Origin of the sequence: Gemelliphila asaccharolytica (assembly GCF_001553005.1) — a bacterium.
In the GTDB taxonomy this organism is placed as follows: Bacteria; Bacillota; Bacilli; order Staphylococcales; family Gemellaceae; genus Gemelliphila; species Gemelliphila asaccharolytica.
In genome coordinates, this window is sequence record NZ_KQ959856.1 from 21,986 (window position 1) to 36,534 (window position 14,549).

A 14,549-nucleotide genomic window follows, 5' to 3' on the forward strand; every position below is an offset into this window, starting at 1 on the left:
TTAATAAAAATTTAAAATATAGTGACATTATATCATATAATGCTAGTAAAACAATAAAATATATTTCACATTATTTTCATATTTATATGTTATAATACTAAAGTATGGAGGTAAATTTATGGAAAATGATAAATATTCAAATGAAGATAATAAAGATGTTAATGAAGAAATATCTTATCTTAAAGAAACTATAGATAAAGATACTAAAGAAAAAGAAGAAAAATTAGGAAGTTTAGAAGATGAAAAAGAAAAAAAATGTATAAATAAAAATCCATTTTTTAGTAAAAATTTTATTTTGGCGATATTAGTTATTGTTTTACTAGCGTTTAATATTTTTTATATATCTAATTCTTATATGAATAAAAATATTAATACAACAAAAGTAGCAAAAATAGCTCAAGAAGAAACAAATGAACAAACAACAATTCAAGCAATATCTAAAGCAAAAGATGCTGTAGTATCAGTAGTAAGTTATTCAAGTAAAAATGGAAATGATGATTTAGAAAGTATACTTAGAGGAAAACAGCAAAAAGGTGAATTGAAAGTCACATCTAGTGGAAGTGGAGTGATATACAAAAAAGAAGGTAATACAGCTTATGTAGTTACGAACTTACATGTTATAAATGGAGCAGAAAAAGTTGACATAATTCTTAGTGATGGTACAAGTGTAAAAGCAGAAATAGTAGGAAGTGACCTATGGACAGATTTAGCTGTTTTAAAAATAAATTCAGAAAAAGTAACTACAGTAATGGACTTTTCTAATAGTGATGAAGTAGCAGTAGGACAAAGTGCATATGCAATAGGATCTCCTTTAGGAGTATCATTTTCAAATTCTGTAACTAAAGGAATTGTATCTGCAAAAGAAAGACAAATACCTATGGATATTGATAAAAATGGAACTTATGATTGGTATCAAACTGTTATACAAACAGACGCAGCTATAAATCCAGGAAATAGTGGAGGAGCACTTATTAATAGTTCTGGAGAACTAATAGGAATAAATGAATTAAAAATATCAAATGCTTCTAAAGGTGTAAGTGCAGAAGGAATAGGATTTGTCATTCCTGCAAATGAAGTAAAAATAATAGTAGAACAATTAGAAAAAAGTGGGAAAGTGATACGTCCAGCCTTAGGAGTTCAGATAATGTCGGTAGCATCGCTAAATAGTGATTTTGTACAAAGTAAATTAAAATACGACATTAACAATAAAGGAGTAGTAATAACAAGTATAGAACCAAATAGTGCTTCAAGTGAAGCTGGATTAAAAGAATATGATATTATTACAAAAATAAATGATAAAAAAATAAACAATGTAGCAGAACTTAGAAAATATTTATTTGAAAAAACAAAAATAGGAGAAACTATAAATATAACTTATTTTAGAGATGGAAAAGAAAATACTGTATCCCTTACATTAAAAACACTAGGACAATAAAAAAATCATTAATTTTTGAAATATTATTTATGAAAAATTAAAAAAAATCACAAATATATTTACAAAAATTTTTATAAAAGTTATAATTTTTAAATAGATATTAATAAAAAATAAACAAAAAGGATTTTTATATGAAGAAAGTAAGAAAAGCAATTATACCAGCAGCTGGATATGGAACAAGATTTTTACCAGCAACTAAAGCATTACCAAAAGAGATGTTGCCAATAATAGATAAACCAACTATTCAGTATATAGTAGAAGAAGCTGCTGCTTCAGGAATAGAAGATATAATAATAATTACAGGAAAACAAAAAAGAGCAATAGAAGATCATTTTGATAAAAACTATGAACTGGAAGCAGAATTAGAAAGAAAAGGCAAGTTAGATTTACTAGAAAAAGTTAAACAACCCTCTAATTTGGCAAATATTTACTATGTTAGACAAAAAGAAATGCTAGGGTTAGGAGATGCTATATTAACTGCAAAAAGTTTTATAGGAGATGAGCCTTTTGCCGTACTATTAGGAGATGATATAGTAGTTAATGAAGGAAAAACAGCTACAAAACAATTGATAGAACAATATGAAAAAACAAAAAGTTCTATAGTAGGAGTGCAAACCGTAGCAAAAGAAAAAACACATAGATACGGAATAATAGATCCTTTAAATAAAGAAGGAAAATTATATGAAGTTAAAAAATTTGTAGAAAAACCTAAACAAGGAACAGCTCCATCAAACTTAGCAATATTAGGAAGATATCTCTTAACTCCTAAAATATTTAAATATCTAGAAAAAAAACAAATAGGAGCAGGTGGAGAAATCCAACTAACAGATGCTATACAAATGCTAAATGAAGAAGAAAAAGTATATGCGTATGATTTTTCAGGTAAAAGATATGATGTAGGAGAAACAGACGGTTTTGTAAAAACTACTATAGATTTTGCACTGAAAAGTGATTTAAAAGAAGAGTTGATAAAATATTTAAAAGAAAAAGTCAGAGAAATAGAAGAAAATTAAGGAGATAATATGGCTAAAGTAGAAAGTTTTGACCTTGATCATACAAAAGTAAAAGCACCTTATGTAAGAATTGCAGGAAGACAAGAACATCAAAGGGGAGTTTGTATAACAAAATATGACCTTAGATTACTTCAACCTAATAAAGAAGCATTTTCTACTGCAGCAATGCATACCATTGAACATTTATTAGCTACTCATATTAGAGATTATTTAGAAGGAGTGATAGATATATCACCAATGGGTTGTAGAACAGGTTTCTATCTTATTTTATGGGGGAAAACAAGTGTAGAAAAAGTAAGAGATGCTTTGGTAAAATCGCTGGAAATAATAACTAAATCAGATAAAGCTCCAGCAACGACAATAAAACAATGTGGTCATTTTAGAGATCATTCTCTATTTGGAGCAAAAATATATGCAAAAGAAATTTTAAAAAAAGGAATAAGTCTAGACCCGTTTGAAAGAATAATATAAATAGGAGAAAAAAATGTATATAAAATTTGATTATTCTAATGCATTAAAATTTATAAAAAATGCAGAAATAAAAAATTTAAAAGACTATGTAACTGTTGCACATAGAAATCTTCATGGAAAAAAAGCAATAGGCAAAGAATATTTAGGATGGCTTAATCATCCCACAAATTATGATAAAAAAGAGTTTGAGAAAATAAAAAAAGTTAGCGAAAAAATAAGAAAAGACTCAGATATTTTAGTTGTAATAGGTATAGGAGGATCATATCTAGGAGCGAGAGCAGCTATAGAAATGATAAATGATAATTTTTATAATTATTATGAGGATAGCAAAAATCCTCAAATATTTTTTGTAGGAAACACACTATCTTCAACCTATACACAAGATTTAATAAATTATATACAAAAAACAAATAAAGATTTTTCGATAAATGTTATTTCAAAATCAGGGACAACCACAGAACCAGCAGTAGCATTCAGAATTTTCAAAGAATTTATGGAAAAAAAATATGGTAAAGAGGAATCAAAAAAAAGAATTTATGCTACAACTGACAAAAGCAAGGGAGCGTTAAAAACTTTAGCAGAAAAAGAAGGATATGAAACATTTGTTGTACCAGATGATATAGGAGGTAGATTTTCAGTTCTTACTGCAGTTGGACTTTTACCAATAGCGGTAAGTGGAATTTCTATTGATGAAATAATGAAAGGAGCAAAACTAGCAGAAAAAGAATTATCTGAAGAAAGTTTAGAAAAAAATATTTCATATCAATATGCAGTAATAAGAAATATATTACAAGCAAAAGGGAATGAAGTTGAACTTTTAGTTACATATGAACCATCTATGGTATATTTTTCTGAATGGTGGAAACAGCTTTTCGGAGAATCAGAAGGAAAGGACAATAAAGGATTATTTCCAGCTAGTGTATGCTTTTCAACAGATTTACATTCTATGGGGCAATATATACAAGATGGAAAAAGAATTATTCATGAAACGGTCATAAAAGTAGAAAAACCACGCCATGATATAATCATAAAAAAAGATGAAGATAATTTAGATAAATTAAATTACTTAGCAGGTAAAACTTTGGATTATGTAAATAAAAAAGCAATGGAAGCTACTATCATTGCACATAGTGATGGAAATGTTAGTAATTTAGTTATAGAAATACCAAATACAAATGCATTTAGTTTTGGTTATTTAGTGTACTTTTTTGAAAAATCTGTAGCAGTTTCAGGATATCTGCAAGGATTAAATCCTTTTGATCAACCAGGAGTAGAAGCTTATAAGAAAAATATGTTCGCCTTGTTAGGAAAAGAAGGATATGAAGAATTAAAAAAAGAATTAGAAAAAAAATAAAAGCATGATATTTCATGCTTTTTATTTTGAAAATAGAATTTTAAAAAAACAAATTAAGTCAATAAAAACCGGGAAATAATTATTATTATTCCTTTCTAAATAAAGAACTTGCAGAATTATTTTTCAGGAAATATTTTTTGACATTAAAAAAGTATTATGATAAAATACAAGCGACAAAAAAAGATTGGAGTGATTTATTTGGAAGATACATTAAAACCTTTTTCAAAACTTTATGACCTTACACATAGAGCTGAAAAAGTAGGAATTTCTGACGAAGATATTTTAAAAGAAATAGAAATAGAAAAAATAGTTCCAAACAAATTTCAACCTAGAAGAGAGTTTGATGAAACAAAAATAAAAGAATTAGCAGAATCAATAAAACAAAACGGATTATTACAATCCATAACTGTAAGAAGACTTAATGATGGATATTATGAATTAATAGCAGGAGAAAGAAGACTAAAAGCATTAAAATATTTAAACAAAGCAACAACCAATGCAATAGTAAAAGAATTAAATGATGAACAAATGTCCACACTTGCTCTTATAGAAAATATTCAAAGAGAAGAATTAAGTCCAATAGAAGAAGCAAACGCATATCAAAAATTAATTAATATAAATAATATAACTCAAGAGGAGTTAGCAAAATCACTTGGGAAAACCCAGTCAACAGTAGCCAATAAAATTAGATTGCTAAAATTATCTCCTAAGGTAATAAAATCTATACAAAATAAAAAAATAACTGAACGCCATGGGAGAGCTATGGTAAAACTAGAACATAGCGTACAAGAAAAAATTTTACAACAAATTTTAAGACAAAATTTAAATGTTAGCCAAACTGAAGAAACAATAGAAAATTATTTAATAATAAAAAATGAAAAAAAATCAGTAGAAGTACATCATAATTATGATGCACAAAAAATAATATCAAAGATAACAAAAGAAATAAAAAAAATAGAAGAAAAGTATCTAGTAAGTATAAAACAACAAGAGGAAGAAGAAATAGAAAGTGTGGTACTAAAAATAAAAGTGCCTAGATATCGAGGTAAAATATGAAAATATTATCAATATGTAATCAAAAAGGTGGAGTTGGAAAAACGACAACATCAATTAATTTAGCAGCATCATTAGCAAGTTTAAAAAAGAAAGTTTTATTAATAGATACAGACCCACAAGCTAATGCAAGTAGCGGGATAGGTATTGATAAAAATGATGTAAAAAATTCTATTTATAATGTATTGGTAGATGAATTTGATATAAATTTAGCAATAAAAAAAACGTCTTATGAAAATTTAGATATATTACCATCTAGTATAGAATTAGCCGGAGCTGAAGTAGAACTGGTATCTGTAATAAGTAGAGAAAAAAGGATGGAAAATGCATTAAAAGAACTAAAAGAAAAATATGACTATATAATAATAGATTGTCCTCCTTCTTTAGGATTAATAACATTAAATTCACTAACAGCATCAAATGGAGTAATAATCCCAGTCCAAACAGAATATTACGCACTTGAAGGGCTAAGTCAACTAATGAATACATTTAACATTGTAAAAAAACATTTAAATTCAAAATTAGAAATATTTGGTGTTCTTTTGACAATGGCAGATACAAGAACAAATATCTCAAATCAAGTAGCAGAAGAAGTAAAAAATCATTTTAAAGGTAAAACGTTTGAAACAGTTATTTCAAGAACCGTAAGATTAAGTGAAGCTCCAAGTTTTGGAGAACCAATATTAGAATATGCAAAAAATTCAAAAGGAGCAAAACAATACCTTTCATTAGCAAAAGAGGTGATAAATCGTGACTAAGCAAAAAGCACTAGGAAAAGGGTTAGGAGCAATATTTAAAAGTGAAAATGTAAAAATAAAAGATAACAATTTAGAAATATTAGAAATAGAATTAGAAAAAATACAAAGAAATCCATATCAACCTCGTAAAATTTTTAATGAAGAAAAAATAAAAGAATTAGCTCAATCAATAAAAAAAAATGGATTACTACAACCAATAATATTAAAAAAAACTATATCTGGATATTATATAATAGCAGGAGAAAGAAGATTTAAAGCATTTGAAATGCTAAATAAAAAAACAATCCCAGCTATAATCAAAGAATATACTGATGAAGAAATGATGGTATTAGCTACAATAGAAAACCTCCAAAGAGAAGATTTAACAGCACTAGAAGAAGCTACAAGTTATAAAAAACTTATGGAAACATTGAATATAACACAAGAAGAATTAGCAAAAAAAATTGGGAAAAGTAGACCTTATGTAGCAAATACTATAAGATTATTAAAATTACCATATGAAATAAAAGAATACCTAATGGCAGGAAAAATTTCTCCGGGACACGCAAAAGCACTCTTATCATTAAAAAATGAAATGCATATCTTAACTGTTACAAAAAAAGCTATTAGAGAAAATATGTCAGTGAGAGCGTTAGAAGACTATATAAATAAAATATTAAATCCAGTAGAAAAGAAAATTCCTAAAAAAGATATTTATATAGAAAGTCAAGAAAAAAAACTTAAAAACTTATTGGGAACAACTGTAAAAATTAAACAAAACCGTAACAAAAAAGGAAAAATTGAAATAGAATTTAAAAATAATGATGAGTTTGAAAGAATAGTAAAACTTTTCAAGGAGTAGGATATGAATAAGTATATAGATTTAATATTAGGTAATAATATATATGCTAATATTTTAAAAAATATAATATATATATTATTAGTATTAATAATATCTTCTATATCTATAAAAATCTTAGTTAGAATAATAAATTATTTGATGAATTCAAATACTAGAATAAACAAAAAATTTGCCTTTAATTATAACTCAAAAAGAAAAGAAACTATATTGAGATTAATAGCAAGTTTAGTAAAATATACAATCTATTTTATAGCAGTAATTCAGATATTATCAATATTTGGAATAAATACAACAGGTCTTTTAGCAAGTGCAGGAATAATATCTGTAGCAATAGGATTTGGAGCACAAACTCTAGTAAAAGATGTAATAACGGGTTTTTTTATAATATTAGAAGGACAATTTGATGTAGGAGATAAAGTTCAAATCAACTCAGCAACAGGACAGGTAATGTCCTTAGGGTTAAGATATACAAAATTAAAAGCAAATACAGGAGAAATCTATTTTATACCAAATAGTACTATATCTCAGGTGATAAATTATTCTAAATCCTACTTTGTAGTAGAAAAAGAATTATCTATAAAAATAGAAGAAGATATAGAAACTTTAGAAAATAATATAATAGAATTATTAGAAAAATTAAATAATAATAACAATATAAAAAAATATTTTTATAAGCATCATAAGCTTAATTTAACAAAAATAACAAAAATTGAAGAGAAAACTCTGGGTGTAATAATATCAGTAAAAGTATCTTCAGCTAAAGAAAAAGTAGAAAATATAATTATTAGAGAATTTTTTAAAGCATTTAAAGATAGATTAAAAAGTGTGAAGGAGTAGCATGGAATATAATTTAAAAGATATTGTAGAAATGAAAAAAACCTCACCCTTGTGGTACAAATTCTTGGGAGATAGTTCGTCTTGGTGCAGATATTAAGATAAAATGTTTAAAATGTAATAATATTATAATGATGACAAGACGAGAATTCAATAAAAAAATGAAAAAAATAATAGAAAAAAATAAATAATATTAGAAAGTGAAAAAATGGTTGCAAAAAAAACAAAAGATAGCAAATATGTGGAAAAATTACTTCCGAGAGGAGAAGAATTTTTTTGTGAATTAGAAAAATACGCAATAGAAAACAAAGTACCGATAATGGACAAGATAAGTCTAGATTTTCTTTTGAAACTTTTAAAAATAAAAAAAGCAAAAAATGTATTAGAAATAGGCACAGCCATAGCCTATAGCACAATTAATATTTGTGAAAAAGTTGGTTGTAAAATAACATCCTTAGAACGTGATGAAAAAATGTATAATATAGCAAAACAAAATGTAAAAAAAAGAAATTTAGAAGAAAAAATTACTTTATTAAAACAAGATGCTTTATTTTTAACAGAAGAAGTAAAGGAAAATGCTCCCTATGATGCTGTATTTTTAGATGGGGCAAAAGCCCAAAATAAGAAATTTTTTGAACTTTATGAACCATTTTTTGCAGAAGATGTAATAATAGTGACAGATAATGTTTTATTTAAAGGAATGGTTGCAGATCCATCCATAATAAAACATAGCAGAGATTTAAAACAATTATCAAGAAAAATAAACAATTATAATGAATGGTTAATGAACAATAAAAATTATGAAACTATAATATTACCATTTTCTGATGGAATAGCAATAACTATAAGAAAAAAATAGAAAGGAACATATGCAGGTAGAGTTAGTAGTAACACCAAAAAGTATAGAACATATATATGAGTTGATAAATGTAGGAGCAGACAGTTTTGTTATAGGAGAAGAAAAGTTTGCTCTCAGATTAGCTTGTGAATTTAAAAAAGAAGAATTAAAAAGGGCGATAGATATTATACATCAAGCAGGGAAAAAAGCATATGTTAGTGTAAACAAGATATATCACAATAAAGATTTAGCAAGTTTAGTAGAATATTTAAAATATGTAGAAAAATTAAAGCCAGATGCCATTATATTTGGAGAACCAACAATAATAACAGTAGTAAGAGAAGAAAATTTAAACTTGAAATTACAATGGGATCCACATACATTAGCAACAAATTCATATTCTTGCAACTTTTTTGGAAAACGAGGAGCATATAGAACCTGTCTTTCAAAAGAATTGACAATAGAAGAAATAGAAAATATAGCAAAAAAAAGTAGTTATGAAATAGAAGTACAAGTACAAGGAATGCTTTGTATGTTTCAATCAACAAGAAAATTAATAGATAATTATTTTTTATATAATAAAAAAGAAGACTATGTAGAAAAATATAAAAATAATAGAAAATTGTTCTTATATAGTAAAGATAGAGATGAAAGATATCCAATATTTGAAGACAGTAACGGTACGCATATAATGAGTGCAAAAGATATATGTGCTATAGAATATTTAGATAGATTGATAAAATCTGGAGTAGCTGCGTTAAAAATAGATGGAATATTAAAATCAGAAAAATATATAACAGAAGTAACTACAATATATAGAGATGCTATAGATTTATATTATGAAAATTTTGAAGATTATCAAGAAGAAAAAAATGATTTTTATAATGATATAGAGCTAATAAAACCAAAATACAGAGATATTGATTTAGGATTTTTCAATAAAAAAACTATTTATTAATAGGAAACTTAAAATAATAATATATCATAATACAACTATAAAAATTATAAGGAGGAAAATCGTTAATTTATGGCGATACCAAATGTTTCAAAGATTATAGATGGTAAAAGAAGAATAATAAAAAAACCAGAATTATTAATGCCAGCAGGTAATTTAGAAAAATTAAAAGTAGCAATTCACTACGGAGCTGATGCAGTATTTCTAGGAGGACAAGAATTTGGACTTAGAAGTAATGCTGATAATTTTACAATAGAAGAAATAAAAGAAGGATGTGAATTTGCTAAAGAATATGGTGCAGATATTTATGTTACAGCTAATATAATAGCTCATAATGAAAATTTCCAAGGACTTGAAAAATTCTTATCAAAATTGCAAGAAGCAGGAGTAAGAGGAATAATAGTAGCTGATCCTTATGTAATAGACACCTGTAAAAAAGTAGCACCTAATTTAGAAATTCATATAAGTACACAGCAATCAATAACAAATTATAAAGAAATAAAATTCTGGGAAGAGGAGCAAGTAGATAGAGTAGTTCTTGCTAGAGAAACAGGGTACGAAGAAATAAAAGAAATAAAAGAAAAAACAAATGTAGAAATAGAAATGTTCGTCCACGGAGCAATGTGTATAGCTTATTCTGGACGGTGCACGTTAAGTAACTATATGACAGCAAGAGATAGCAATAGAGGAGGATGTTGTCAATCTTGTAGATGGGATTATGATTTATATGAAGAGAAGGAAAATGATATACCATTATTTACAAAAGAAGATGTCCCATATGCAATGAGTCCTAAAGACTTAACACTAATAGAAAGTTTACCAAAAATAATAGAAATAGGAATAGATTCGTTAAAAGTAGAAGGAAGAATGAAATCAATACACTACATAGCTACAGTAGCAAGTGTGTATAGAAAATTTATTGACGATTACTGTAAAGATCCAGACAATTTTATTTTAACAGATGAATATAAAAAAGAATTATTCAAATGTGCAAATAGAGATACAGCCACATCATTTTTCTATAAAATACCAACATATAAAGAACAAATGTTTGGAAAAGAAGGAAATAGAAAAACAACTTTTGATTTTGTCGGAAGGGTATTAGCTTATGATGAAAAAACATCTATGGCTACAATACAACAAAGAAACTTTTTTAAAACTGGAGAAATAGTAGAATTTTTTGGGCCTGAAATAAAAAATTTCACACAAAAAATAGAAGAAATATATGATGAAGATGGGGATATAATAGATGCAGCAAGGCATCCTTTGCAAATAATAAAAACAAAAATATCAAAAAAAGTTTATAAAAATAATATGATGAGAAAAGAAGTAGGAGCAAGGAGATGAAAAAGCCATTAGTTATAGGTATAGTTGGAGGAAGTGGAAGCGGAAAAACAACTGTAACAAAAAGAATAATAGACGAATTAAAAAAAGAAAAAGTAGCTTTGATAGAACAAGATTATTATTATAAAAATCAAGATCATCTAACAATGGAAGAAAGAATAAAAACAAACTATGACCATCCAGATGCTTTTGATAACGATTTGTTATGCCAAGATTTAGAACAATTAATAAAAGGAAATAAAGTAAAAATTCCTCGTTATGATTACGTCAATCATACAAGAAGTAAGGAAAAAATTTTGCAAGAACCGAAAGATGTAATTTTATTTGAAGGACTATTCCTACTTTATTCAAAGAAAATAAGAGATTTTCTTGACATAAAAATATTTGTAGATACTCCTAGTGATATAAGGATACTTAGAAGACTTTTAAGAGATTTAAACGAAAGAGGAAGAAGTGTAGAATCAGTAATAAATCAGTATCTATCCTCAGTTAGACCTATGCACGAACAATATATTCAACCAACTAAACAATATGCTGATATAATAATTCCTGATGGAGGATATAACGATATAGCAGTAGACATATTAATAACAAAAATAAAATCAATACTAGAAAAATAAATTTAAAAAGTTTATAATAAAAAGAAATTAGTTAAGGAGAAAAAAATGGCTATAGAAGAAAATATTGAATATCAAATGACCCAAGAAGGATATGACAAATTAGTTGAAGAACTAGAACATTATAAAAAAGTCAAACGTCCTGACGTAATAGAAAAAATAAAAATTGCAAGAAGTTTTGGAGATTTATCAGAAAACTCTGAATACAGTTCAGCAAAAGAAGAACAAGGATTTATAGAACAAAAAATTCATGAAATGGAACAACAAATTCGTTATGCTAAAATTGTAGAAATAGATGACAGTTCAAAAGCAATACGTTTGGGACACACAGTTACATATCTAGAATTACCTGAAGGAACAAAAGAAAGATATAAAATAGTAGGTAGTGCAGAAGCCAATCCATTTGAATATAAAATATCAAATGAATCTTCAGTAGCTCAAGCATTATTAGGAAAAGAAGTAGGAGACATAGTAAGAGTTTCATTACCAACAGGTGCAGAAGATTATATGGATATAAAAATACTTAAGGTAGAATAAAATGATAGCATTAATAGGAGCAATGCCAGAAGAAGTAAAAATAATAAAATCTAAAATAAGAAACCTTAAAATAGAAAAAAAAGCTAAGGTAGAATTTTATTTAGGAGAATATGAAGGGAAAAATATAGTATTAATGCTCTCTAGACCAGGGAAAGTTAATGCAAGTATGGCAACAGCTATATTATTAAATAATTATAAAATTGATTATGTGATAAATATAGGAAGTTGTGGTTCATTAAATGACAAATTAGAAATAGGAGATATGATAATAGGCGAAGAAGTAAGATACTTTGATGTAGATGCAACAGAATTCGGCTATGAATTTGGTCAAGTTCCAACATGTCCAGAAAAATATGTAAGTGACAAAATGCTTGTAAAAAAAGCTCGTCAAATTAAACTAGACAATAACAAAATTTATTCAGGACTTATAGGAACTTCTGATTCTTTCATATCAAATCCAAAACTAAAAAAAGACATATTAAAAAAATTTCCTAATATGTTAGTAGTAGAGATGGAAGCAGCAGCAATAGCTCAGGTATGCTATAACTTTGAAACAAAATTTATAATTTGTAGAAGTGTTAGTGACAAAGCAGAAGAAGGAACAAGAATAACATTTGATAAATTTTTAGAAATTGCAGCTATTAACTCTTCAAAACTAACAACAGAACTTATAAAAAATTTATAATCTTATCTATATATAAAGATAAGATTTTTTGTTTTTTTAAAAAAAATATAAAATAATTTTTAATATTATTTAAATTTGCATAAAAAATCATCATAAATATACTATTAAATAGCAAATTATGATATAATGTATTTTTGAAAACAGTAGAAATATTTAGCATAGATAAGGAGAAATTATGAAAGCAAAGATAATAAATTTATTAGAAAAATCTATAAAATCAATGGGAATTTCAGATGTAAACATCTATATAGAAACACCTAAAAATTCAAAAAATGGAGATTTTTCTACTAATATAGCTATGCAACTAACTAAAATATTAAGAAAAAATCCTAAGCTAATTGCTAAAGAAATAATAGATAATTTAGAAAAAAGCAATATTTTTGAAAAAATAGAGATTGCAGGACCAGGATTTATAAATTTCTTTGTAAAAAAATCGTCATTGGCAGATGTACTAGAAGAAGTTTTCTCTAAAAAAGAAAATTACGGAGAAAATAATATAGGGAATGGAGAAAAAATTCTACTTGAATATGTTTCTGCTAATCCTACAGGAGATTTACATGTAGGGCATGCAAGAAATGCGGCAGTTGCTGATTCATTGGTTAGAATAATGAAAAGATCCGGATATAATGTAACAAGAGAATTTTATGTAAATGATGCAGGAAATCAAATAAATAATTTAACCTTATCAGCAGATGCTAGATATAAACAAGCATTAGGAATAAAAGTAAATATGCCAGAAGATGGATATAATGGAAAAGACATAGTTCTTTTAGGAGAAATTTTAAAAAAAGAATATGGGAAAAGTCTTTTAGAAAAAGATAAATCTGAATATATGAAATTTTTAAGAGAGTATTCAGTAAAATATCAATTAGAAAAAATAAAAAAAGACCTAAAAGATTTTAGAGTAGAATTTGATAATTTTTATAGTGAAACTTCACTTTATGAAAGTAAAAAAATTGATTTAACTTTAGAAACATTAGAAAAATCAGGATATATATATAAAAAAGACAATGCAACATGGCTAAAAACGACTGCTTTATCGACAGGAGATGATAAAGACAGGGTATTAATAAAAGCAGATGGAAATTATACATATTTTACTCCAGATATAGCTTATCACAAAGATAAATTTGATAGAGGATATGATAAATTAATAAATTTATTTGGAGCAGATCATCATGGGTATGTAGCACGAATAAAAGCTTCTATGGAGGCAGTAGGATATAATCCAGATAATTTAGAAATCTTAATTATGCAATTAGTAAGATTATTAGAAAATGGAACAGAAGTAAAAATGAGTAAAAGAACTGGGAAATCAATAACTATAAGAGATTTGATTAATGAAGTAGGAGTAGATGCTAGTAGATATTTTCTAGTAATGAGAAGTTATGATACTCACTTGGATTTTGATTTTACACTAGCAAAAGAAAAAAGCAGTGAAAATCCTCTTTATTATGTACAGTATGCTCATGCAAGAATATGTTCAATACTATCACAAGTAAAAGACATAGACGTACTTTCTTACAACAAAGAATTATTAACAGATGAATATTCAGTAGAACTATTAAAACATATAGCTTATTTCAAAGAAGTATTGAAACAAGTATCAAAAAAAAGACAACCCCACAGATTATGTAACTATATGCAAAATTTAGCTACAGCATTTCATAAATTTTATGGTAATAATAAAGTAATAACAGATAATGAAGAGCAAACAAAAGCATATTTAGCATTAATAACAGCAGTAAAAATAACAATAAAAAACGCACTAAACTTAATAGCAGTAGATGCCCCAGAAAAAATGTAATAGGAGA

General features: G+C 26.3%; 15 protein-coding genes and 1 pseudogene. All 16 read left to right on the forward strand.

What is annotated here, in order from left to right; all coding sequences use genetic code 11:
- Positions 1-118: 118 nt before the first annotated feature.
- The 16 genes and pseudogenes from HMPREF1871_RS00620 to argS all read left to right on the forward strand — a co-directional run bounded on the left by HMPREF1871_RS00620 (position 119) and on the right by argS (position 14,542).
- The gene (locus HMPREF1871_RS00620; RefSeq protein WP_066128573.1) at positions 119-1,435 is read left to right on the forward strand and encodes a S1C family serine protease; all 1,317 of its coding nucleotides are present in this window, start codon (positions 119-121) and stop codon (positions 1,433-1,435) included.
- 131 nt (positions 1,436-1,566) lie between these two features.
- Positions 1,567-2,448 (forward strand): UTP--glucose-1-phosphate uridylyltransferase GalU, encoded by an 882-nt coding sequence (gene galU / locus HMPREF1871_RS00625; RefSeq protein WP_066128575.1) that lies wholly within the window; start codon positions 1,567-1,569, stop codon positions 2,446-2,448.
- A gap of 9 nt (positions 2,449-2,457) precedes the next feature.
- Positions 2,458-2,919, forward strand: coding sequence for an S-ribosylhomocysteine lyase (locus tag HMPREF1871_RS00630; RefSeq protein WP_066128577.1), 462 nt, complete (start codon positions 2,458-2,460; stop codon positions 2,917-2,919).
- Between the two features lie 13 nt (positions 2,920-2,932).
- Complete coding sequence (locus tag HMPREF1871_RS00635; protein ID WP_066128580.1) at positions 2,933-4,273, forward strand: glucose-6-phosphate isomerase; 1,341 nt, start codon at positions 2,933-2,935, stop codon at positions 4,271-4,273.
- A 198-nt stretch (positions 4,274-4,471) separates the two neighbouring features.
- Positions 4,472-5,329 carry a ParB/RepB/Spo0J family partition protein gene (locus HMPREF1871_RS00640; RefSeq protein WP_066128582.1) on the forward strand — a complete coding sequence of 286 codons (858 nt, stop codon included), beginning with the start codon at positions 4,472-4,474 and terminating at the stop codon, positions 5,327-5,329.
- Positions 5,326-6,084 (forward strand): ParA family protein, encoded by a 759-nt coding sequence (locus HMPREF1871_RS00645; protein ID WP_066128585.1) that lies wholly within the window; start codon positions 5,326-5,328, stop codon positions 6,082-6,084. Before HMPREF1871_RS00640 ends, HMPREF1871_RS00645 begins: the two co-directional genes overlap by 4 nt.
- Positions 6,077-6,925 (forward strand): ParB/RepB/Spo0J family partition protein, encoded by an 849-nt coding sequence (locus tag HMPREF1871_RS00650; RefSeq protein WP_066128589.1) that lies wholly within the window; start codon positions 6,077-6,079, stop codon positions 6,923-6,925. Before HMPREF1871_RS00645 ends, HMPREF1871_RS00650 begins: the two co-directional genes overlap by 8 nt.
- Before the next feature lie 3 nt (positions 6,926-6,928).
- Positions 6,929-7,762: a mechanosensitive ion channel family protein gene (locus HMPREF1871_RS00655; RefSeq protein WP_066128593.1), complete on the forward strand. Its 834-nt coding sequence runs from the start codon at positions 6,929-6,931 to the stop codon at positions 7,760-7,762.
- 1 nt (position 7,763) lies between these two features.
- Positions 7,764-7,950 (forward strand): annotated as a pseudogene (locus tag HMPREF1871_RS06000) (DUF951 domain-containing protein).
- 17 nt (positions 7,951-7,967) lie between these two features.
- On the forward strand, positions 7,968-8,618 hold the full coding sequence (locus HMPREF1871_RS00660) for an O-methyltransferase (protein ID WP_066128597.1): 651 nt from the start codon (positions 7,968-7,970) through the stop codon (positions 8,616-8,618).
- Between the two features lie 10 nt (positions 8,619-8,628).
- Entirely contained in the window at positions 8,629-9,555 is a 927-nt protein-coding gene (locus HMPREF1871_RS00665) for a peptidase U32 family protein (protein WP_066128600.1), read from the forward strand.
- A gap of 69 nt (positions 9,556-9,624) precedes the next feature.
- Positions 9,625-10,899 carry a peptidase U32 family protein gene (locus HMPREF1871_RS00670; protein WP_066128604.1) on the forward strand — a complete coding sequence of 425 codons (1,275 nt, stop codon included), beginning with the start codon at positions 9,625-9,627 and terminating at the stop codon, positions 10,897-10,899.
- Complete coding sequence (gene udk, locus HMPREF1871_RS00675) at positions 10,896-11,516, forward strand: uridine kinase (protein WP_066128607.1); 621 nt, start codon at positions 10,896-10,898, stop codon at positions 11,514-11,516. Before HMPREF1871_RS00670 ends, udk begins: the two co-directional genes overlap by 4 nt.
- Before the next feature lie 51 nt (positions 11,517-11,567).
- Positions 11,568-12,050 carry a transcription elongation factor GreA gene (gene greA / locus HMPREF1871_RS00680; RefSeq protein ID WP_269746031.1) on the forward strand — a complete coding sequence of 161 codons (483 nt, stop codon included), beginning with the start codon at positions 11,568-11,570 and terminating at the stop codon, positions 12,048-12,050.
- A gap of 1 nt (position 12,051) precedes the next feature.
- Positions 12,052-12,735 carry a 5'-methylthioadenosine/S-adenosylhomocysteine nucleosidase gene (gene mtnN, locus HMPREF1871_RS00685; RefSeq protein WP_066128613.1) on the forward strand — a complete coding sequence of 228 codons (684 nt, stop codon included), beginning with the start codon at positions 12,052-12,054 and terminating at the stop codon, positions 12,733-12,735.
- 175 nt (positions 12,736-12,910) lie between these two features.
- On the forward strand, positions 12,911-14,542 hold the full coding sequence (gene argS / locus HMPREF1871_RS00690) for an arginine--tRNA ligase (protein WP_066128616.1): 1,632 nt from the start codon (positions 12,911-12,913) through the stop codon (positions 14,540-14,542).
- Positions 14,543-14,549 lie beyond the last annotated feature (7 nt).